Annotated in this window: 19 protein-coding genes and 2 rRNA genes; 11 read left to right on the plus strand and 10 right to left on the minus strand. The window is 58.9% G+C overall.

From position 1 onward, the window contains the following. Positions 1 to 63: 63 nt before the first annotated feature. Positions 64 to 2,265: a TRAP transporter permease gene (locus BMX75_RS17555; protein ID WP_092830955.1), complete on the plus strand. Its 2,202-nt coding sequence runs from the start codon at positions 64 to 66 to the stop codon at positions 2,263 to 2,265. Between the two features lie 83 nt (positions 2,266 to 2,348). On the opposite strand, the gene metF is transcribed toward BMX75_RS17555, so the two are convergent. Next, positions 2,349 to 3,191, minus strand: coding sequence for a methylenetetrahydrofolate reductase [NAD(P)H] (metF, locus tag BMX75_RS17560; protein ID WP_092830958.1), 843 nt, complete (start codon positions 3,189 to 3,191; stop codon positions 2,349 to 2,351). A 144-nt stretch (positions 3,192 to 3,335) separates the two neighbouring features. On the opposite strand from metF, the gene BMX75_RS17565 reads away from it, so the two are divergent. After that, the gene (locus tag BMX75_RS17565) at positions 3,336 to 4,271 is read left to right on the plus strand and encodes an AEC family transporter (protein ID WP_092830960.1); all 936 of its coding nucleotides are present in this window, start codon (positions 3,336 to 3,338) and stop codon (positions 4,269 to 4,271) included. Here BMX75_RS17565 and ligB read toward each other — a convergent pair. The 5 genes from ligB to metK form a co-directional block, all read right to left on the minus strand. Next, entirely contained in the window at positions 4,268 to 5,950 is a 1,683-nt protein-coding gene (gene ligB / locus BMX75_RS17570) for an NAD-dependent DNA ligase LigB (RefSeq protein WP_092830962.1), read from the minus strand. The genes BMX75_RS17565 and ligB overlap by 4 nt on opposite strands. A gap of 117 nt (positions 5,951 to 6,067) precedes the next feature. Then, positions 6,068 to 6,829 carry an ABC transporter ATP-binding protein gene (locus BMX75_RS17575; RefSeq protein ID WP_092830964.1) on the minus strand — a complete coding sequence of 254 codons (762 nt, stop codon included), beginning with the start codon at positions 6,827 to 6,829 and terminating at the stop codon, positions 6,068 to 6,070. After that, the gene (locus BMX75_RS17580; protein WP_245748652.1) at positions 6,826 to 7,872 is read right to left on the minus strand and encodes a FecCD family ABC transporter permease; all 1,047 of its coding nucleotides are present in this window, start codon (positions 7,870 to 7,872) and stop codon (positions 6,826 to 6,828) included. The genes BMX75_RS17575 and BMX75_RS17580 overlap by 4 nt, the downstream gene beginning before the upstream one ends. An 8-nt stretch (positions 7,873 to 7,880) precedes the next feature. Further along, positions 7,881 to 8,900: an ABC transporter substrate-binding protein gene (locus BMX75_RS17585; RefSeq protein WP_092830967.1), complete on the minus strand. Its 1,020-nt coding sequence runs from the start codon at positions 8,898 to 8,900 to the stop codon at positions 7,881 to 7,883. 233 nt (positions 8,901 to 9,133) lie between these two features. Beyond that, a complete protein-coding gene (metK, locus tag BMX75_RS17590; RefSeq protein WP_092830969.1) occupies positions 9,134 to 10,354 on the minus strand; it encodes a methionine adenosyltransferase in 1,221 nt (406 codons plus the stop codon). Between the two features lie 230 nt (positions 10,355 to 10,584). Between metK and tkt the strand changes: the two genes are divergently transcribed. From tkt to fba, 6 genes are all read left to right on the plus strand, one after another. Then, complete coding sequence (gene tkt / locus BMX75_RS17595) at positions 10,585 to 12,600, plus strand: transketolase (RefSeq protein WP_092830971.1); 2,016 nt, start codon at positions 10,585 to 10,587, stop codon at positions 12,598 to 12,600. Between the two features lie 16 nt (positions 12,601 to 12,616). Then, positions 12,617 to 12,967: a CidA/LrgA family protein gene (locus BMX75_RS17600; protein ID WP_066320724.1), complete on the plus strand. Its 351-nt coding sequence runs from the start codon at positions 12,617 to 12,619 to the stop codon at positions 12,965 to 12,967. Further along, complete coding sequence (locus BMX75_RS17605) at positions 12,957 to 13,679, plus strand: LrgB family protein (RefSeq protein ID WP_092830973.1); 723 nt, start codon at positions 12,957 to 12,959, stop codon at positions 13,677 to 13,679. Before BMX75_RS17600 ends, BMX75_RS17605 begins: the two co-directional genes overlap by 11 nt. A gap of 86 nt (positions 13,680 to 13,765) precedes the next feature. Further along, positions 13,766 to 14,806, plus strand: a complete 1,041-nt coding sequence (locus BMX75_RS17610) for a type I glyceraldehyde-3-phosphate dehydrogenase (RefSeq protein WP_066320730.1) — start codon at positions 13,766 to 13,768, stop codon at positions 14,804 to 14,806. A gap of 54 nt (positions 14,807 to 14,860) precedes the next feature. Then, positions 14,861 to 16,030 carry a phosphoglycerate kinase gene (locus BMX75_RS17615; protein WP_092830975.1) on the plus strand — a complete coding sequence of 390 codons (1,170 nt, stop codon included), beginning with the start codon at positions 14,861 to 14,863 and terminating at the stop codon, positions 16,028 to 16,030. Positions 16,031 to 16,107: 77 nt separating this feature from the next. Next, on the plus strand, positions 16,108 to 17,172 hold the full coding sequence (gene fba / locus BMX75_RS17620) for a class II fructose-bisphosphate aldolase (protein WP_066320732.1): 1,065 nt from the start codon (positions 16,108 to 16,110) through the stop codon (positions 17,170 to 17,172). A 79-nt stretch (positions 17,173 to 17,251) separates the two neighbouring features. Here the strand turns inward: fba and BMX75_RS17625 are convergent, their stop codons facing one another. Then, complete coding sequence (locus tag BMX75_RS17625; RefSeq protein WP_092830977.1) at positions 17,252 to 17,572, minus strand: hypothetical protein; 321 nt, start codon at positions 17,570 to 17,572, stop codon at positions 17,252 to 17,254. Positions 17,573 to 17,845: 273 nt separating this feature from the next. On the opposite strand from BMX75_RS17625, the gene BMX75_RS17630 reads away from it, so the two are divergent. The 3 genes from BMX75_RS17630 to BMX75_RS17640 are packed head-to-tail and all read left to right on the plus strand — an operon-like array spanning position 17,846 to position 19,889. Next, positions 17,846 to 18,544 carry an HAD-IA family hydrolase gene (locus BMX75_RS17630; RefSeq protein WP_092830979.1) on the plus strand — a complete coding sequence of 233 codons (699 nt, stop codon included), beginning with the start codon at positions 17,846 to 17,848 and terminating at the stop codon, positions 18,542 to 18,544. A 4-nt stretch (positions 18,545 to 18,548) separates the two neighbouring features. Further along, positions 18,549 to 18,923 carry a translation initiation factor Sui1 gene (locus BMX75_RS17635; protein ID WP_092830981.1) on the plus strand — a complete coding sequence of 125 codons (375 nt, stop codon included), beginning with the start codon at positions 18,549 to 18,551 and terminating at the stop codon, positions 18,921 to 18,923. 57 nt (positions 18,924 to 18,980) lie between these two features. Continuing rightward, positions 18,981 to 19,889 carry a nuclease-related domain-containing protein gene (locus BMX75_RS17640; protein WP_092830983.1) on the plus strand — a complete coding sequence of 303 codons (909 nt, stop codon included), beginning with the start codon at positions 18,981 to 18,983 and terminating at the stop codon, positions 19,887 to 19,889. Between the two features lie 6 nt (positions 19,890 to 19,895). On the opposite strand, the gene BMX75_RS17645 is transcribed toward BMX75_RS17640, so the two are convergent. From BMX75_RS17645 to BMX75_RS17655, 3 genes are all read right to left on the minus strand, one after another. After that, positions 19,896 to 21,227, minus strand: a complete 1,332-nt coding sequence (locus BMX75_RS17645) for a deoxyguanosinetriphosphate triphosphohydrolase (RefSeq protein WP_092830985.1) — start codon at positions 21,225 to 21,227, stop codon at positions 19,896 to 19,898. Positions 21,228 to 21,364: 137 nt separating this feature from the next. Then, positions 21,365 to 21,480 (minus strand): 5S ribosomal RNA (gene rrf, locus BMX75_RS17650). Positions 21,481 to 21,612: 132 nt separating this feature from the next. After that, positions 21,613 to 21,882 (minus strand): 23S ribosomal RNA (locus tag BMX75_RS17655); the annotation flags it as partial.

The raw sequence follows: 21,882 nt of genomic DNA on the forward strand, positions 1-21,882 counted from the left end.
AACCAAGGTTGGCCGGGGCAGTTTTCGCTAATGCCCCTTTGTTTGCTGTGAGGGTGAACTCTAATGAGTCACAAAATCGACCAAGAACCCAACGGCCTCAAGGATGATGCCCAGGATGTTGAATCGGTCCCTGAGTCTATTGCCGAGGGTGTCGATGAAGAGATTGTTGAATCCAACCGCCGTCTTTTCACCGGCTGGCAGTTCTTCTTGTTTGCGGCGTTAGCCATTGGCTATTCAAGCTTCCACCTGATTTCACTCAATGTGTTTCCGCTGGAAACCTGGTCGTTTCGTATCCTGCACATTGCCGGCGCGCTTATTCTCGGTTACGGCCTGTTTGCCGGTGCCCGTTTTGCCGAAGATGACCACCAGGCATCTGGCGCTGCCTTGAAGTGGGCCAGTTATGCGCTGCTTGCTCCCGCCACCTATACACTGGTGCAAGTGTTTCTGATGCACCAGACCCTCAGTGGCGAAGCAATGCGTATCGACCCCAGCGTCGAGAACTGGCATTACGGTTACCCGCTCATGGCGACCACAGCGGGTGCCATTGTACTGTCATGGTTTTATCGCCAGGCACGCCATCGTTTTAATCCGGCAGATCTGGTTCTCATGGTGTGCGCAGCCGCCAGTGCAGGCTACTTGCTGGTGGTGTTCAACACCAACATACGCATGTCGACCGGCACATCCTTTGCTCCGTCAGGAATCTCCTGGGCGGCTATTGCAGGCTCCATGCTGATTCTGGAGCTGACCCGTCGCGTCGCCGGATTGGCGCTGGTGGTCATCTCGGCGGTATTTTTGACCTATGTTTTTGCGGGTCCTGCGTTGCCCGGCTTTCTGGGCTACCCGGGCCTTTCACTGCAGCGCTTCTTCAGTCAGGTGTATACCGATACCGGCATTCTCGGGCCCACCACTGCCGTATCATCGACTTACATTATCCTGTTCATTATTTTCGCTGCCTTTCTGCAGGCCTCCAAAGTGGGCGATTATTTCGTCAACTTCGCCTTTGCGGCGGCGGGGCGGGCTCGCGGTGGCCCGGCCAAGGTATCTATCTTTGCGTCTGGCCTGATGGGCATGATCAACGGCACATCCGCCGGCAACGTCGTCTCGACCGGCTCGCTGACGATCCCGCTAATGAAAAAGGTGGGTTACCCAGCGCGCAGCGCCGGCGCGATTGAAGCGGCCGCCTCTACCGGCGGGCAGATCATGCCGCCGATCATGGGCGCGGGCGCCTTCATCATGGCCGAAGTAACCGGCATTCCGTATACCGAAATTGCCATTGCCGCCATCATTCCTGCCGTTCTCTACTTTGCATCCGTCTACTTCATGGTCGACTTTGAAGCGGCCCGCAAAGGCATGCGCGGCATGCGCAAAGATGAGATCCCGCTATTCTCCAGGCTGGTCAAGCAGGTCTACCTGTTCGCCCCCATTATCATCCTGATTGTCGCACTGTTCATGGGCTATTCGGTGATTCGTGCAGGGACTCTGGCAACGGCATCAGCGGCGGTTGTCAGCTGGATTTCACCTAACAAAATGGGGCTTCGCGCCATTTTAAGGGCGCTCCAGCTGGCGGGCACCATGTCAATCCAGATCATCGCCGTGTGTGCCTGTGCGGGTCTGATTGTCGGGGTTATCTCGCTGACCGGCGTAGGGGCTCGTTTCTCGTCGCTGCTGCTCGGTCTGGCGGGCGTGAGCCAGCTTCTGGCGCTGGTGTTTGCCATGCTGATCAGTATTCTGCTGGGGATGGGCATGCCCACTACGGCAGCCTATGCCGTAGCCGCATCGGTCGTCGCACCCGGCCTGATCAACATCGGCATCGAGCCGCTGGTTGCCCACTTCTTCGTGTTCTACTTTGCGGTGGTCTCCGCGATCACCCCGCCGGTGGCACTGGCCTCCTATGCGGCTGCGGGTATTTCCGGCGACAACCCCATGGGCACCTCGGTGGCCTCGTTCAAGATCGGGTTAGCCGCTTTCATCGTGCCGTTCATGTTCTTCTACAGCCCGGCCATGTTGATGGAAGGCTCGGCCATGCAGATCCTGCGCGTCGGGGTGACCGCAACACTGGGTATCGTATTGCTCTCGGGCATGGTCCAGAAATGGTTCTTCGGTCCGGTGAATACACTCCAGCGTATCGTCATGCTGGTAGGCGCGATCTTCATGATTTACGGCGGTATTTATACCGATGTAGCAGGCCTGGCCATTGGTGCCACCCTGTTTATCATGCAGCGTAAGCAGCACGGCGGCGGCAACAAGACGCCGCAAACGGGCTAATTGACGCCAGTCGCTAAACGCCAAGCCTAAAAAAAACCCCGCTCACGATTAACTAGGCGGGGTTTTCGTATTTCAGGGTTCTTCTAGCCACTCAGATTATCGACAATCTTCAGCACCGGCTTGGATTGATTAAGCGTGTAAAAGTGCAGACCCGGCGCACCACCATCCAGCAAACGCTGGCAGAGTCGACTGACGACATCGGTGCCGAAATCGGCAATGGCCTCGCTGTCGTCACCGTAGGATTCCAGCTGCTTGCGAATCCAACGCGGGATCTCGGCACCACAGGCGTCAGAAAAACGCGCCAGCTTGGTGTAGTTGGTAATTGGCATAATGCCGGGAATAATCGGCTGCTCGACGCCTAACGCGCGTGCTTTGTCGACAAAATGGAAGTACGCATCGGCGGTAAAGAAATACTGGGTGATGGCCATATTGGCACCCGCTTTCATCTTGCGGGCAAAGTTTTCCACATCTCGGTCGAGGCTGGGGGCCTGTGGATGAGATTCGGGATACGCAGCCACGGCGATATCAAAGTGATTGCCGGTTTCATCACGAATGAACTCCACCAGCTCGTTGGCATAGCGCAGCTCGCCGATGCTGGCCATACCGGACGGCATATCGCCGCGCAGAGCCACCAGGCTGTCGACACCTTCTTCTCGGTACTGGGCCAGCAGATCGCGTAGCAGGGCTTTTTCGCTCCCGATGCAGGACAGGTGTGGGGCAGTAGTCACACCGCTCTGACTCACCTTGCGAACAATCTCGCGAGTACGCGCCTGAGTCGAACCACCGGCACCGTAAGTAACCGAGAAAAACCGCGGGTTGCGGGCGGCCAGCTCATCGCGAGTCTGGATTAGCTTGTCGCGCCCGGCATCAGTGCCCGGTGGAAAGAATTCAAAGCTAATACCTAGCGGATGCTCGTGGCGACTCATGGGATTTCCTCACAATGTGTCAATAGTCATGATATTTTGCGGTATTCTCGCTGTTCCGTTGCGCTGAGGCTAATGAAAGATTCCACGCTCGGCCTTTAATTCGACTCATGTTCATCGATGACACACGTATGATGGGGGGCGTAAATGGATCTTTCACCTGGCGCATTGGTTGGGCCGCTGCTCATGTTACTCAGCTATGTGGGGTTAGGCTGGCTGGCCGCCCAACGGCTCAAGCTGGACCCTCGCCCGATTGCAACGCTGCTGATTTACCTGATTGCCCCCTTTACCATTTTTCGCGCGCTGATGAACGGCGGGCCCACGCCTGATTACTTACTGCTCACATTAGCGCTGTTCATTATCGCGAGTCTGATGGCGCTAGTGGTACAACGCTTCACGCGCCACCGCTTTGGCGAACAGGAAGCCGCCCTGCTGGCGTTCTCCTCGGGAACCGGCAATACCGGCTACTTTGGCTTGCCGATTGCGTTGATATTGCTGCCCCCCGAGGGCGTTACGCTTTACCTGTTCTGCATGCTGGGGATCAATATCTATGAATTTACCGTGGGTTTTTACCTCAGCGCTCGCGGACGCTTTTCGATACGCGAAAGCCTGATCAAGATTTCCCGCTTACCGCTTATCTACGCCTTCCTGTCAGCGTTACTACTGAGTGCCCTTGAAATCACCGTCCCCGCCGCGGTCATGAGTTCACTACAGGTGTTCCCCGCCACCTACACCCTGCTGGGCATGATGATTATCGGCATGACCCTAAGCCAAGTGACGCTTGCCGCCTGGGATACGCGCTTTGTGGCCACCTGCCTGGGCCTTCGCTACCTGCTCTGGCCGCTGGTCATGCTGGGGGCCGCTTTAATGCTGCAGTGGGCGGCGCCGCTTTCCACGGAACTGGCCATGGCGCTGTTGCTGATAGGCGTGGTGCCCATGGCCTCCAACGTCGTGGTGGTCGCCATGGAATTGGGCATCCAGCCACAAAAAGGCGCGTTAGCGGTGCTGGTCACGACGCTGCTTGCGCCGCTGCTGATTCCGCTCTATCTCGGTTTAATGCTGCGCCTCACCGGGTTGGGCTAAAAACCAGCAACCCCCGCTTGGTTAAGCTGTGCGGCCATGCGCTGCACTTGCGGGTGGCTGAAAAACGCGACCAGCGCCTCAGCACGCACCGGGCCAACGCCTGGAACGGCTTGCCACTGTTCGCGCTGGTAACTCGCTAACTCATACCAGTCCCCGCGAACCACCTCACTCCCCGGCGGCGCGCCCAGCGCCCTTAGCCAAGCCGGAAACGGCTGACTACGGGCGACTTGAAATTGCTCAGTGAGCGAGGCGGCGGTGGCCTCGCCAATACCGTAGGCCTCGCGCAGTTGGCGTGGTTCAACGTCCAGCCAGTCGAGTAACTGGGTGACGACACCCGCCTCTACCAGCGCTTGCCAGGTACCCTCCCCGATACCCTGCATACCTAACTGCTCGCCCAGGTAGCTAAGCCGCGCCAGCAGTTGGCTTTCACAGCCGGGGGTTAACTCAAAACAGCTCAGCAGATGGTAGCGCTGGGGTGGCGGCGGGGACAGCGGCGAGCGCTCCTGGGTGTGCCACACCACTTCGCTTAGCTGGGGGATCGTTAGTCCCGCTAGCGTAATCGCTACTTGGTCGCCGGGACGAACATCCAGCGACTCCCAGCGCTCCAGGGAGCCTAGCGAGACGCGGCTGATGCGCCGCCCTTCTAACACCACTGGGTTAAGCCATACCAGCGGCGTTACCCGCCCGGTGCGCCCGACGCGAAACTCGATACCGCGCACCTCTGCCAGCGCCTGCTGGGCCGGATATTTCCAGGCCACTGCCCACTCCGGTGGCGACGATGACCAGCGGCGTACGCCGGGGCGCTCGGCCTGCTTGAGCACGACGCCGTCAGTGGCAAACGGCAGCGGGCCGTTGAACCACTTATCCCGCCAATAAGCCGCATTGTGATGATCATCCAGTCGGTGGGTATAGTCGGCGGTATCAAACCCCAGCGCACTCAGTTGGGCTAAGCGGCTGTCCATGTCGGTCGGGCCGTCAGGCCAGCCCCAGATAAACAGGCCAATACGCTCAAGGGTGGCCGCTTCAGGCGAAGACTGTGCCATGGCGCCGGCCACCGCACCCCGGGCACCCGAAGCGGGTGAGCGCGACTGAATGTGCGCTTCCATCCGCCAGTACAGCTCGCCTTGGAGTAGCGCAGAAATCGGCTCGGGTAGCGTATTGGGAATGGCGGGGAGTTGCCGTGCTCGAGTCGTCCAGTCCTGGCCCCGTTCGCCGTCCCCGCGGCTGACGGCTTCGACCAGCTCACCATCGGCATAGCGCAGGGTAATCGCCACGCCGTCGACTTTGGGTTGAATCCACAGGTCTTCACGACGGCTGGTAAAGCGCCTGACACCCTCGTCATCGGTTTTATTGAGACCGCGCTGGGCCGCTGGGTGCGCTAGGGTGCCGCTGCTGCTGGTCACCCGCGTCAGCGGGCGATGATCCGGTTCTGCGCCCAAACAGCGCTGCCAGCTGGCCAGGCGCTCCACGGTCTGATCGTAGAGCGCATCGTCGATCAGCGTGACGCCCTCGTCGTGGTAGGCGGTGTCCCAACGCTGCACCTGCTCGGCCAGCGCCTGGCTTTCCTGCGCCAGCCGCTCAGCGGGCCAATCGGGGCACTCCTCTCCCTGCGCCGTTAGCGCCACGGCTAAAAGCCCGCCCAGCCATACTGCTTTCAGGATCCATCGCCCGCCCTGCATACCCGCCCTCGCATGATTGCCAGAAAGACACGGCGCCTGCTCACGCACCCGTTAAGTTTAATTTACCTTAAATGGGCCGTGTTGCAATGCGTGGAAATAAAGATGGGCACCTAGCTCCTAGCGCGCGAACTGAATATGCGGTCGAGCATGGTGGGGCGAGGTCTCCACATGGGCGTCTACCAAGAAAACATCACGCAACAGTCGCTGGGTCAGCACCTCTTCGGGCGTACCGGTGGCGACGATCCTGCCCTCCTGCATGACCAGCAACCGATCGCAATACATGGCGGCGTGGTTGAGGTCATGAAGGGCCATGATGCTGGTCATCGGCAGGCTGGAGACCAGCCGCAACAGGTTGATCTGATGCTGCACATCCAGATGGTTGGTGGGTTCGTCAAGGATGAGCTCCTGGGGCGATTGGGCCAGGGCCCGCGCCACATGGGTGCGTTGTTTCTCGCCGCCGGACAGGCTATGCCAGGCATCGTCCCGTTTTACGCTCATGCCGGTACGCGCCAGCGCCTCGTTGACCGCCGTATCGTCCTCCCGCGTCCAGCCCGATAGCATCGAACGGTGCGGGAAGCGGCCCAGCTTGACCACATCGATCACCTTGAGATTGGCATTGGTCGTGGCGTGCTGCTCGATGAAGGCCACGCGCTTGGCAATGGCCCGGCGGCGAAAGGTGGCAAGATCCTGTCCTCCCAGCACGACCCGTCCGGCATGCGGTCGCTTGAGCCTGGCCAGCAGCCGTAGCAGCGAGGTCTTGCCAGAGCCGTTGGGGCCCAGCACGCCCAGCAGCTTACCCGGTTCGGCCTCGAATGAGACGCCGTCGATCACCGTCTTGGTGCCGATTTTCCAGATCAGGTTCTCGGCCTTGATACTCATGATGCACGCTGCAACCGATAAAGAATGACAGAGAAGAAGGGGACGCCTACCAGCGCCGTGACCACGCCAATCGGCAGGGACTGCTGCGGAATCAGTACGCGGGAGGCGATATCCGCCAGCACCATGAAGATTGCCCCCACGATGGCGCAGGCAGGCAGCAGGACGGCATGGCGAGGGCCCACCACGAAACGCGCCGCGTGGGGAACCACCAGGCCAACGAAGCCAATGGTGCCGACCATGCTGACGATAGTGGCCGTTATGACAGCCGTCAGCGCAAACAGGATGATCCGTGTTTGTGCCACATTGACCCCCAACGAAGCTGCGGCTTCATCACCAAAGGCAAACGCGTCCAGTACCCGCGCGTAGCACAGGCATGCGACCAGCCCGAGGCCCACGACCGCCAGGGCCAGATAGAACTCGGGCCAGCGCACGCCGCCAAAGCTGCCGAGCAGCCAGAACATCACATCCCTTGCCTGCTGTGCATTACCCGCCGTCGTGACGATATAGGAGGTCACGGCGTTGAACAGCTGCGATGCCGCGACCCCAGCCAGAATGGTCCGGTCGGCCCCGCCGCGCGCACCGTTCGACAGCAGCGCCACAAACAGAAAAGCGGCAAAGGCGCCGATAAAGGCCCCCGAGGAGAGCGATACCGCGCCGGCGCCGAGCCCCAAGATGACGATCAGAACAGCGCCCGTCGATGCACCGGCCGAAATACCCAGCACATACGGCTCTGCCAGAGGGTTGCGCAGGATCGACTGCATGATGGCACCGGCCAGCGCCAGCCCGGCGCCACACAAGGCGGCGAACAGCGCCCGGCTCAAGCGGTAATCCCAGATAATGGTTGCGTGGATACGGTTGAGCTCGAAGGAGGTCCAGCCGAGCTTGTTGGTGATCACCGCATAGGTCGTAGAGAGCGGGATCGGCATATCGCCGATCCCGACACTGATGCCCACCACCAACCCAATGATCAGCAGTGATGCCAACAGCAGCCCAGACCTCCCTACCAGACGCGGCAAACGCTCGGCGGCCTGCGGCATGCTCATCGTCACACTCATCTCAGCCCCATCGCCTCAAGCTGTTCGGCCACCTGCTCGGCGCCGAAAATCGTCCTGAGCGTGGGGTTCATTGCTTGGCCGTCCATGACCACGATGGCCTCGTTCTTGACCGCTTTCATCTCACGTGTCGCCGGATCCGATTTGAGGAACTCGATCTTCGCGTTGGCGTCGTCCAGTTCCCAGCGATCGCGCTCAACACGCGCCACCACGATCACATCCGGTTCAGTGGCGATAATGCTTTCCCAGCCCAGTGTTGGCCATTCCGCCTCGGACTCGATGGCGTTAGTGCCCCCCAGCACGTCGGCGATAAAGCCGGATGCGCTGTACTTGCCGCCCAGGTGGGCATCCGCCGCGGGAGAAGAGCTGGAGAACCAGAATAGATAGGAGAGCGGCTCGTCGCTGTCAGGAGACGCTGCCCGCAGCGCGGCTTCACGCTGCTTCAGGTCGTCGATCAAGGCATCGCCGCGATCGTTGACATCGAAAATCCGGGCGAGGTCTTCAATCTCGTGATACAGGGCGTCCATATTCCAAAGCTGGGCGCGATCGCCGTAGCCGTACTTGTCCCGGGCCATGCCCTCAGCGACACACGTACCGGGCGACAGGTAGGTCGGTATGCCCATCTTGCGGAAGTCGTCGCGTGTCGCCACCCGGCTGGACTCCCCCATCAGGCTGGGGAGCGCCGCCGCCACGAAGTCCGGCTGTTCGGCCAGAATCGACTCGAAGGTCGGGAACTCCACCGTCAGTACTTTCACCTGTTCGTTGGCATCGGCCAGTTGGGGCAAGACACTATTGGGCCAGAAGGCCGTGCCCGCCATTCTGTCTTCCAGGCCGAGCATCAGCATCAGCTCAGCGCTGTTTTGACCGAGGCCAATCGCTCGTTCGGGCGCCTGTTCGAAGGTCACTTCTACCCCGCAGTTGTTCAGCGTCAAGGGGTATTGCGTGTCGCCCGCCAGGGCCGAGGACGAAGCCAGGCCCAGCAGGGTGCAGAATCCGGTCACAGCAAGAAGACGTTTCATGGATCACCCGTCACTATTCGTAGAGGTGTAAAGGTTGCAATGCCGGGCCAACTAGCGCCTTCGTTGACCAGGCAATTGATAGCACTGATACGCATTTACCAGCGAGCGCAATATAATCGCAAATTATTCTCATCGCAACCTTCGCCCCTAATCTTCGCCCCTGCACACCCCAATAAAAACGTCCCCGGCATGCGCCAAAGGGACGTTTTCTTACACCACAGCGAGCAAATATCTTACAAAGCAGCTGCCTGACGGAGCGCATCGGCCTTGTCGGTGCGCTCCCAAGGGAAGGCGATAAACGTCTCTTGTTGGGTATGGCCTTTATCATCGACCCAATGGTAGCTGTGCTCAAATGGCTCGCGGCCGAAGTGTCCGTAGGCGGCGGTCAGCTGGTACATCGGGTGTAGCAGATCGAGCATTCGGGTAATCGCGAAAGGACGCAGATCAAAATGCTCACGCACCAGTTTGACGATCTGGGCATCACTCACCTTGCCGGTACCGAAGGTATCGATGGACACGGAGGTCGGTTCGGCCACGCCGATCGCGTAGGAGATCTGGATTTCACATTTGTCGGCGAGGCCCGCCGCCACGATGTTTTTCGCCACATAGCGCCCCGCATAGGCCGCGCTGCGGTCAACCTTGGACGGGTCCTTGCCCGAGAAGGCGCCGCCGCCATGGCGTGCCATGCCACCGTAGGTATCGACAATGATCTTGCGGCCGGTCAAGCCACAGTCGCCCACCGGGCCGCCAATCACGAACTTGCCGGTCGGATTGATGTGGTATTGGGTATCTTCATCGAGCCATTCGGCGGGGATCACCTGCTCGATAATTTCCCGTTTGACCATGGTACGCAGGTCTTCCTGGTCGATATCCGGATCGTGCTGGGTGGAGAGCACCACGGCATCGACGCCACAGGGTTGACCTTGCTCATTATAACGGAAGGTCACCTGGCTCTTGGCATCCGGGCGCAGCCAAGGCAGCAGGCCATTCTTGCGCAGCTCGGCCTGGCGTTCCACCAGACGATGCGAGTAGTGGATCGGCGCCGGCATGAAGGAGTCGGTCTCGTTGGTGGCGTAGCCAAACATCAACCCCTGATCGCCCGCGCCCTGATCTTCCGGCTTGCTACGGTCAACGCCCTGGGCAATATCGACGCTCTGTTTACCGATCAGGTTGACCACGCCACAGGTGGCGCCATCGAAGCCTACATCCGATGAGGTATAGCCAATCTCGGTAATCACATCACGTACCAGGGTCTCAAGGTCCACCCAGGCATTCGTGCTGATTTCACCGGCAATGATCGCGACACCGGTCTTGACCAGGGTTTCACAGGCAACGCGCGCCTGTTTGTCACGGGCGATAATGGCATCCAGCACCGCATCGGAAATCTGGTCGGCAATTTTATCCGGATGGCCTTCGGAGACGGACTCGGAGGTAAACAGGGAATATTCGCTCATCGCGCACTCTACCCTCGGTGTGACGGCGGCAAGTCGCCGCAGCATCATCAGGAAATCATGGCAGGAAGTTCCCTGCCCACCTATTAAAGAAGCAACACTGCGCTTCGGGGGCCAAAGTTTACACGCTGTTGGAAGTTCTTCCCAGAACGAGGCCATAGAATTTGCCGACGCCCGGGAAGTCAGCGACAATAGCGCTTTTATTATTCACGTTTTCAGGCGAGGAGCACCCCATGCCGTCCCGTTTTGAGCTGGCCAATGCCATTCGCGCCCTTTCCATGGATGCCGTCCAGAAGGCCAAGTCCGGCCATCCGGGCGCGCCCATGGGGATGGCGGATATTGCCGAAGTGCTGTGGAATGACCACCTCAAGCACAACCCCGAAGACCCCAAATGGGCCGATCGTGACCGGTTCGTGCTGTCCAACGGACACGGTTCCATGCTGCTCTATTCGCTCCTCCACCTGACCGGTTACGAGCTGAGCCTGGAACAACTGCAGAACTTCCGCCAGCTGCATTCGCCGACCGCCGGGCATCCGGAATATGGCTACGCGCCGGGCATTGAAACCACCACGGGCCCGCTGGGGCAGGGCTTTGCCAACGCGGTGGGCTTTGCCATCGCGGAAAAAACCCTGGCGGCACAATTCAACCGGCCTGGTCACACCATCGTCGACCACCACACCTGGTGCTTCCTGGGTGACGGTTGCTTGATGGAGGGCATTTCCCACGAAGCGGCCTCGCTGGCCGGCACCCAGCAGCTCGGCAAGCTGATCGCGGTGTATGACGATAACGGCATCTCCATCGACGGCGAAGTAAAAGGCTGGTTTACCGACGATACCGCCAAGCGCTTCGAAGCCTACGGTTGGCACGTGGTGCCCAATGTGGATGGCCACAAGCCGGAAGAGGTCAACGCGGCCATTGAACTGGCCAAAAGCCACGATGACAAACCCAGCCTGATCATCTGCAAAACCATCATCGGCTTCGGTGCCCCTAACAAGCAGGGCAAAGAAGAAGCCCATGGGGCGGCACTGGGTGATGACGAAGTGGCGGCTGCGCGCGAGCAACTGGGCTGGCCCCATGCGCCCTTCCACATACCGGAGCCGATTTATTCGGCCTGGGATGCCCGCGAGGCCGGTCGCGCACGCCAGCAGGCGTGGAATGCCCGGTTTGAGCGCTACGCGGAGGCGTTCCCCGCCGAAGCACGCGAATTCCAGCGCCGCATGAAGGCCCAATTGCCGGCCGAACTGCCCACCGAAGCGCTGCTTGAGCAAACCCAGGAAAAGGGCGACAGCATTGCCTCACGCAAGGCCTCATTTGAAACCTTGAACGTGATTGGCCCGCAGATGCCGGAGCTATTGGGTGGCAGTGCCGACCTGGCCCCGTCGAACCTGACGTTCTGGAACGGCGCCAAAGCGATCACGCCGGAAGACGCCAGTGGCAACTACCTGCACTATGGCGTGCGCGAGTTTGGCATGGGCGCAGTCATGAACGGGATTGGCCTGCATGGCGGTTTTGTGCCGTTCGGGGCGACCTTCCTGATCTTCATGGAGTACATGCGTAATTCAGTGCGCATGGCGTCGTTGATGGGGCAGCAGGCGATTTATGTCTTCACCCATGACTCCATTGGCCTTGGCGAAGATGGCCCGACCCACCAGCCGATCGAGCAGCTGACCAGCCTGCGCACCACGCCCAACCTGAACACCTGGCGCCCCTGCGATGCGGTGGAAACCGTGGCCGCCTGGGACGCCGCCCTCAAACGCCACTCCGGCCCCACCGCGCTGGTTCTCTCGCGCCAGGGCCTGCCCCATCAGCCGCGCACCAAGGCGCAACTGGCGTCGATTCAAAACGGGGCGTACGTGCTTAAAGACCCTGTTCTCAAGGACAGTGAAGGCACGCCCGTAACGCCCGAGCTTATTCTGATTGCCACCGGCTCAGAAGTGTCCTTGGCGATGGACGCCGCCGCCGAGCTCGAACAGCAGGGCAAGGCCGTACGCGTCGTGTCCATGCCCTCGGCCTACCGCTTTAACGGCCAGGATGCCGAGTACCGTGAAAGCGTACTGCCCAAGGCGGTGACCAAGCGTATCGCCATCGAAGCCGGGCATGCGGACTACTGGTACAAGTACGTGGGCCTTGATGGCCGCGTGATCGGCATGACCACCTACGGCGAGTCAGCCCCCGCAGGCGACCTGTTCAAGCACTTTGGCTTTACTGTCGAGAATGTCGTCAAACAGGCCAATGAGCTACTCGGCTAGGCGAGCGAGGTAGGCCATGCCCGCGTTGAACGGCTTGCTATGGCTGATTAGCTACTGGCTGATCGGCGAAGTGGTCATCCATTTCTCCGGTCTGCCCATTTCCTCCGGTGTGGTCGGCATGCTGTTGATGGGCGTCACCCTTTCCGTCATCGGCCGCGTGCCGTCGAGCATCTCGGCCGCGGCCCAGCCGCTGATTGGGCTGCTCGCCATGCTCATCATGCCCGGCGTTGTGGGCGTCTTCTTTATTCTCGATGAACTGGCAGGCCAATGGCTTGCCATTCTCGTAGCGCTGTCACTCGGGACGCTGCTGAGCGTGGTCACGACACTCTGGCTTCTGAAACGCCTCATGGGGCATCATGCCCACTGACGTATTAGCAACGCTCACGGCGACGCCGCTGTTTGCCGTCGGGCTGACACTGGCAGCCTTCTTGGTGGGCAGCGCGCTATTCAATCGTCTAAAACAGCCTTCTTGGCTGCCCGCCATCCTGATCGCCGCATTACTGTTGGCCGGGGCATTAGCGCTGATAGGGATGCCTTATGCCACCTATCAGCAGGGTGCTGCTTGGCTGACGGTCCTGTTAGGCCCGGCGACGGTTGCCCTGGGAATGCCGCTTTACCAGCAACTGCCACGTATTCGCGCACTCTGGCGCCCGTTAGCGGTATGCCTGCCCATCTCTGCGGCACTGGCAACCTTCTATGCGTTGGGTATTGCCTGGTTAATGGGCAGCCCCGGTCAGATATTGGCCTCTATCGCCGCCAAATCCGTTACTGCGCCCATCGCCATTGGCATTACCGAACAGTTGGGTGGCAACGTGGCCCTGCTGATGGGCGCCCTGCTGGTGACGGGGGTCGTCACCATCCCGTGTGTGAGCCTTTGCGCAAGGGTTTTACACATCGACGACGAGCGCATTATCGGCTTTGCTCTGGGGCTGAATGGTCACGCGATTGGCACCGTGCGCGCCTTTGAGCTAAGCCATACCGCCGGTGCCTTTGCCTCATTGGGGATGAGCCTGACCGGCATTTTTACTGCTCTATTACTACCACTGGCGTGGGAGCTGATAGGCGTGGGCAGTGGATAAGCATCACCCGCTGAAATACGTTATCATCGCACCTACTTTCATGCCCATCGTGGCCCCTGCTCCACTTTCAAGAGCCGCTTCGCGACATGGCTGACTCCAAAAGGTATCGCATCGCCATCAATGGCTACGGACGCATAGGTCAATGCATCCTGCGCGCGCTGGTTGAGCGTGACCACCCCGAGATTGAGGTGGTGGCGATCAATGAACTTTCCGACCTGGCGACCATTACCTATCTTACCCGTTACGATACCACTCACGGCCGTTTTCCAGGTGAGGTGGATAACGATGGCGAAGCGCTGCTGATCAAGGGTCAGCGCATTCATGTGCTCTGCGAACAGGACCCAGGGTCACTTCCCTGGGCCGCCCTGGATATTGATCTGGTACTGGAGTGCTCGGGCAGCTTCAAGGATCGCGCCACCGCAGAGCGTCATCTGGACGCCGGCGCCAAGCGTCTGCTGTTTTCTCAACCCGCGGAAAGCGATGTCGATGCCACCATCGTATGGGGTATTAACCAGGACGAGCTGACGCACTCTCAGCGCATTATCTCGGCGGCCTCGTGTACCACCAATTGCCTGGTACCCTTATTGACCGTTCTGGACAACGCACTGGGACTGGAACACGGCGTGACCACCACGATTCATTCGGCCATGAATGATCAGCCGGTCATTGACGCCTACCATCAGACCGATCTGCGCCTGACGCGCTCGGCGATGCAATCCATCGTGCCGGTGGACACCGGCCTGGCGTTGGGCATCAGCCGCCTGATGCCAAGCCTTGCCGGTCGTTTTGAGTGCCTGCATGTGCGCGTCCCCACCATTAACGTATCCGCCATGGATGCGGCGCTGACGGTGAACCAGGACACCGATGCCGACCAGGTGAATGCGCTGCTGCGGGAAGCCAGCCAGCAGCGATTGGCGGGGGTATTAGGTTATACCGAAGCCCCCATGGCATCGATCGATTTTAATCACGACCCGCGCTCTGGCATCCTAGACGCCACACAGACACGGGTGGCAGGCAGGCGCCTGGTCAAACTGCTTTGCTGGTTTGATAACGAATGGGGGTTTGCCAATCGCATGCTGGACATCACCCAGCGCCTGGCCACGCTGACGGATGGCAGCGCACGCTGACTTGCAGGGCCGCATCATGACTTTTCACCCGCTTGAACACGAGGAAATACTCGCATGAACGTGCAAAAAATGACCGACCTGCCCTTGAAAGGGCAGCGCGTACTGATTCGTGAAGACCTCAACGTACCGATCAAGCACGGGCGTGTGTCCAGCGATGCGCGTCTGCGGGCGGCGCTTGCGACTATCCAGGCGGCCGCCGAGGCCGGAGCCAAGGTCCTGCTGATGAGCCACCTGGGTCGCCCGGCGGAAGGCGAATCCGCCGACGAATTTTCCCTGGCCCCCGTGGCGGCACACCTGGGTGAACTGCTGGGCCGCCCTGTCAAGCTGGTTACCGACTATCTTGACCGTGCACCGACAATGGCCGACGGCGACGTTGTGCTGCTGGAAAACGTGCGCTTCAACACCGGCGAGAAGAAGGACGACGAACAGCTGGCCAAACAGTATGCCAGCTTGTGCGATATCTTCGTGATGGATGCCTTCGGCACTGCCCACCGCGCTCAGGCATCGACCCACGGCGTTGCGCGCTTTGCCCCGAAGGCGTGCGCAGGCCCGCTGCTCGCCCAGGAACTTGATGCGCTGGAAAAGGCCCTGGCTCACCCCGCTCGGCCCATGGCGGCGATTGTTGGCGGCTCCAAAGTGTCGACCAAATTGGACGTGCTGACCGCGCTTTCCGACAAGTGCGACCAACTGATTGTTGGCGGCGGCATCGCCAATACGTTCATTGCCGCCGCAGGCTACAATGTCGGCAAGTCGCTCCATGAGGCGGATTTAATCGGCCAGGCAAAAGCGCTGATGGAAAAAGTCACTATACCGCTACCCACCGATGTGGTGGTGGCGACCGAATTCTCCGAATCTGCCGACGCGGTGGTCAAGCCGGTCGACCAGGTGGCCGATGACGAAATGATCCTGGACATCGGCCCCGATACCGCCGCGCATCTGGCCAGCCTGTTGAAAAACGCCGGTACCATTTTATGGAATGGCCCGGTCGGCGTGTTTGAAATTGATCAGTTTGGCAAAGGCACCGAAGTAATCGCCCATGCCATCGCCGCAAGCAGCGCTTTCTCAATCGCTGGTGGCGGTGATACCTTGGCGGCCATCGATAAATACGCCATTGAAGATCGTGTGTCCTACATCTCAACCGGCGGCGGCGCCTTTCTTGAATACGTCGAAGGCAAACAGCTACCTGCCGTGGCAGCGCTTGAAGCCGCCGCCCAACGCGGATAATCGTTAACATTTTAGCGGGCGCTCGCTGCGCCCGTTGACTCCGATACCAGCATTAACCTCACAGATAAGGTGACTCAATGGCTTTGATCAGCATGCGCCAAATGCTCGACCATGCCGCCGAATACGGCTACGGCGTTCCGGCATTCAACGTTAATAACCTGGAGCAGATGCGCGCCATCATGGAAGCCGCCGATGCGACTGACTCACCGGTCATCGTCCAGGCGTCCGCTGGTGCCCGCAAGTACGCGGGCGCCCCTTTTCTGCGCCACTTGATTCTGGCGGCCGTTGAAGAGTTTCCGCATATCCCTGTCGTCATGCACCAGGATCATGGAACCAGCCCGGCCGTCTGCCAGCGCTCTATCCAGCTCGGCTTCTCATCGGTAATGATGGATGGCTCGCTGGGCGAAGACGGCAAGACCCCCACAGATTACGCGTACAACGTTGATGTGACGCGCCGCGCCGTCGACATGGCGCATGCCTGCGGCGTTTCCGTCGAGGGCGAACTGGGCTGCCTGGGTAGCCTGGAAACCGGCATGGCCGGCGAGGAAGACGGCATCGGTGCCGAAGGCAAACTCGGCATGGAGCAACTGCTCACCGACCCGGAAGAAGCCGCCGAGTTCGTCAAGGCTACCCACGTAGACGCCCTGGCGATTGCCATCGGTACCAGCCACGGCGCCTACAAGTTTACCCAGCCGCCGACAGGCGACACGCTGTCGATCCAGCGTATCAAGGAGATCCACGCACGCATTCCCGATACCCATCTGGTGATGCACGGTTCGTCCTCCGTTCCCCAGGAATGGCTCGATGTCATCAATCAGTACGGTGGCCAGATCCCTGAAACCTACGGGGTGCCCGTCGAGGAGATCGTTGAGGGCATCAAGCACGGTGTGCGCAAGGTCAACATTGATACCGACCTGCGTCTGGCGTCCACCGGGGCAGTGCGTCGCTTCCTGGCGGAGAATCCGTCAGAATTCGACCCGCGCAAATTCCTCAAGGAAACGGTATCGGCCATGCGCGAGCTGTGTATTGCGCGTTATGAAGCCTTTGGTACCGCGGGCAATGCCAGCAAGATCAAACCGATCAACCTGGAAACCATGTACCAGCGCTACGAGCGTGGCGAGCTGGCCCCCAAGGTAACGTAACGCCAACGCCATATAGCCCCGATCAAAAAAGACGGCCAACTTGGCCGTCTTTTTAATGGACACTTATTGGATGGGACACTTACTCTTCGTCTTCGGCGTCGCTTTCGCTGTCATCACTTTCTCCGTTATCCGCATTCGCATCGCCGCTGCCGCCAGTACCCGCTGAGGTTTCTTCATCTTCTGCCTCTTCTTCCTCAGCACCATTGCTCTCGGCGTCAGAGGTATCGCTGCTGCGGTCTTCCGCGTCCCGCTTAACAGCACCTGCTTTAATACCATATTCTTCCTCGAGCGCTGCATCGTCGAGAGGTTCGTGCTCATGTTCGTCAGCGGTGGCCGCACTAGTGGCGGCCAGCATGGCGGCAGCAAGCACAAATGGCATGATCCAAGGGGGTAGTCGCATCGTCACAGTCTCCTCTTGTTAGGGTTTCGAAAGCTTAGCACGTAACTCCGTGCCCTGCGTGCGCCTCGTACAACGTAGAAATGGCGCTCAATCAACGGCCTGGAACGCCATCATTGCCGCGCATTTTGATTAATCTGAATCAGCTCAACCGTCCAGGCAAGCAAAAAATTACAGAACACTGTTCACAAATACGCTAAAATCTCGTTCAATGGGCCTATGATTAATTATCGTGTTTGTCACTGCAGTTGCTAAGTCTCTGCTAGGAAATTTACCATGCCGCTCCCCCTGTTATTATTTGATTGCGATGGCACCTTGGTTGACAGTGAACCCCTCCTTGCCGAAGAGATGTCGACAGGGCTGAATAGCGTGGGACTTCCTTTCGTACCGTCTGACTATATGGGTGAATTTAGAGGTTCACGCTTTCGTAATATCGTTGCTCAGCTGCAGTTACGCCATGGCGACGTCTGCAACGATCAGCTCAAAAGCATGGAAAGCGCAATGCGTGCCAGCCTGGCTGAACGGCTCGCCAATGAACTCACCACGATTCCCGGCGCTAAAGAAGCCCTTGAGCAGCTATCCGCTTACCCGAGCGCTGTGGTTTCCAACGGCCCTGAAGGCAAAATTCGCACTGCGCTCAAAGCAACGGGGCTTGATGGCTATTTCGCAGAACGCCTTTTCAGTGGCTACACCGCCAACTGCTGGAAACCAGAACCCTGTTTGCATCTCTATGCCGCGAGTATCATGGGGTTCAACGCAGCTAACTGTATTGCCATTGATGATGCATTGGTTGGCGTACGGGCGGCCCTTGAAGCTGGCATGAAGGTCATTCACTTGAATCGCTTTCCCGACGCGGAAACCACACCGGAAAATGCCATCATGATCAGCAGCATGCTTCAGCTACCTGCCGTGGTCAGGCAGTTAAGCCAGTCAATGAGCCAGGCAGCCGAGCCTTATTACTCTGAAGGAAAATAACGCGATGGCTTCACTACGCGACCAGCTTGGTGGGCTGGTATATTCCACCGAAAAAGGCAACACCTGCCTCTCTTGCCGCGAACCCCTGGAATCCTGTCGCTGTGATACCGATAGCGAACAAGCGCGTATTGCGGCACTTGATGGCATCGTCCGTATTCGTCGCGAAACCAGTGGCCGTAAAGGCAAAGGGGTCACGACGATCAGTGGTATCCCGCTAACCACCGCAGAGCTCAAAGATCTTGCCAAAGCGCTGAAAAAACGCTGTGGCACAGGCGGCGCTGTTAAAGAGGGCATCATTGAAATTCAAGGTGATCACCGTGATAGCCTGAGGCAGGAACTAACCGCACGCGGCTATCAAGTCAAACTGGCTGGTGGCTAATCCATGCGTCCCAGGACGAACCGTCACTGTGCAGTCACGCCGCACTAGGACTTTGCAATGATCTGGCTAGAATATCTGCTACCGCTGATTTTTCTCTTTCCCTTGGCGGCGATGGCAAGCATTGTTTTGGTACTTCGCAGTCTGCATGACGCTCGTGTCCAATCTCCCTTCGACACCCCGCTACGCGAGCCCGGTCAGGCATTGCGCTATCGGCTCGATCAAGCGTTCTCAAGCCTGTTTCTCAATGGCGCGTTAGGCCCCTTAATCAGTCTTTCCCCATTGGTCTATGGCATGGGGCGAATGCTGTTTGTCGATAAGCAGGACTGGGTGGAATGGGCACTCTATGGCTTGCTTAGTACGCTGCTTGTTCTGGCATTCTCACTGCTGTTAGTGCGCGACTACCAGCGCATTCGGCGGTTGAAGCTGGGGCTGGCCTGCGAGCTGGCTGTCGGCCAGGAACTTGAGCGGCTTATCCGTCCTGATGCGCACCCTTACTATGTTTTTCACGACGTGCCGACGGATAGCTTTACGATTGACCATGTGGTGGTGACCCCGCACGGCGTTTTCGTGGTCGAAACACGCGCACGCACCGTGCCCATCAGTAATTCAGGGCGTGGGCAAAATACCGTTGCCGTCGAGCGTGAGCGCCTTCGCTTTCCCTACTGGCAAGAAAGGCGTCCGTTGCATAAAACACGCCAAGGGGTTGATTGGCTTAGCCAGTGGCTAGAACAACAATGCGGCGTTTCGGTACCGGTACGAGGTGTGCTGGTGTTACCCGGTTGGCACATTGATACCGATGACGCGGCACCTGACATTTTGGTCGTTAGTGGCGATATGCTGGCAAGCCAACTGACCGCGCTCATGCCGGGTCAGATCAGCGATCCCATCCACGATAAAATCATCAATATCCTGCTGGAACGTGCCAAACTCGTGGAGCTGACGCATCTTCGCCAGCCTTCGGTATGATGGCACCTAATCGCCTCGCAAACGCCCGCCCATTTCCTGGGCCAGGTCGACAGCATAGTGATCCGTCATCCCACCGATAAAGTCCAGCATTCGTCGATAGCTATCATAGAGCGGCCAGGAGGCCAGCGGCGTGTTCTCGCCTATCAAGGCGAGAACACGCTGATGCTTGAACGAGCTGCGCCCGGTGTGGTGCAGTTCGTGCGCAGCACCAATAAAAGCTTCAAGCAAAATGCCCAGCGTTGTATAAGCGCCAATTTCCAGCTTTGCCTTCCGCTCATTCTGAAAAATACGCTCCCGGGCCAGCTGCTTTGCCGCCTTAACGCCCCAGCCTAAATCCGGATGACACAGCTCAAGCAGGTCATCCTTAAGCGTGCCGTTCAGCAGGGCCTGTTCGTGCTGAACGAACACGGCGCCAACATCGTTCACGGCGCGCTCCATCGCTGCACCTCGCAGCAGTGCAATACGGCGGCGCTGGGATACGTTGCGCGCCTGCATCTCGGCATACTCGGGCGGGAATTCTCCGGCAATCTGACGCAGCACCTCCACCACTTCTTCGTAGCGCAGAATACCCATCTCCAGGCCGTCTTCCAGGTCCAGCAGGGCGTAACAGATATCATCAGCCGCTTCCACCAGCCAGGCCAAAGGGTGGCGACACCAGCGCTGCTCCCCCTGTGGGAGCAGCCCCACGGCGTCGGCCACTTCCTTGAGCAGCCCCTGCTCTGACTGATAAGCCCCAAACTTGCCCGCCCGTCCGCTATAGCGCACGGTCCAGGGGTATTTGAGCAGCGCACCCAGTGTGGCCGCTGATAGCCGCATACCGCCATTGAACTGGTTATATTCGATCTGGGTAATCACCCGGAAACCCTGGGCGTTGCCTTCATAGGTCAACAGGTCTTCGCGCTCAGCGTCTGAAAGGCCTTCTAACAAACCACTGCTTTGAGCACGCTGAAACCAATCACGGATTGCATACTCACCGGCGTGTCCAAAAGGAGGGTTACCAATATCATGACCCAGGCATGCAGTTTGAACGATCACCCCCAAATCAGCAGGTGTTATCCATTCCGGCAACCTATCGCGCAACAGCTCGCCTACAATCATTCCCAAAGAGCGTCCCACACAGCCGACTTCCAACGAGTGGGTCAAGCGGGTGTGGATATGATCGTTTTCAGTCAGGGGATGGACCTGCGTTTTGCGCCCAAGACGTCTGAAGGAACCGGAAAAGACAATGCGGTCGTGATCTTTGTGAAACGGGCTACGCCCTATTTCGCGGGTGCTGGCCGAGCGTTGGTCGTGGAGCCGTTTAGGGGAAAGTAACTCTTCCCAGCGCATTTGTATCATGACATTCCTCCTTGGAGGCGGTATTTTGACACAAAAACCAGCCAGATAAATAAACACTCCCGGGTATAATGCGGTTAAAAAGACTGGCAAAAAAAAATCCCCCAAGGCGCAAGCCTCGGGGGATTTTTGGTATAGGTGCCTGACGATGACCTACTCTCGCATGGGGAGACCCCACACTACCATCGGCGCGAAGCGGTTTCACTGCTGAGTTCGGCAAGGGATCAGGTGGTTCACGCTTGCTATGGTCGTCAGGCATAACTTTAAATGCATACCATGCTGACTGTTTACAACGTGTTTCGTGTCGTCTCTCACTGGCTGATACTCATCAGCTCAGTGCGTATCCGGCTTCATCGTTATCATCACGACCAGACCCCTTGGGTGTTATAGGGTCAAGCCTCACGGGCCATTAGTACACGTTAGCTCAACGCCTTGCAGCGCGTCCACACCGTGCCTATCAACCAGCTGGTCTCGCTGGGCCCTTCAGGAGGCTCTCGGCCTCAGGGATGTCTCATCTTGAAGGGGGCTTCCCGCTTAGATGCTTTCAGCGGTTATCCCGTCCGCACATAGCTACCCGGCAATGCCACTGGCGTGACAACCGGAACACCAGAGGTGCGTCCACTCCGGTCCTCTCGTACTAGGAGCAGCCCTTCTCAAA

It is taken from the genome of Vreelandella subterranea, assembly GCF_900111305.1.
Lineage (GTDB): Bacteria > Pseudomonadota > Gammaproteobacteria > Pseudomonadales > Halomonadaceae > Vreelandella > Vreelandella subterranea.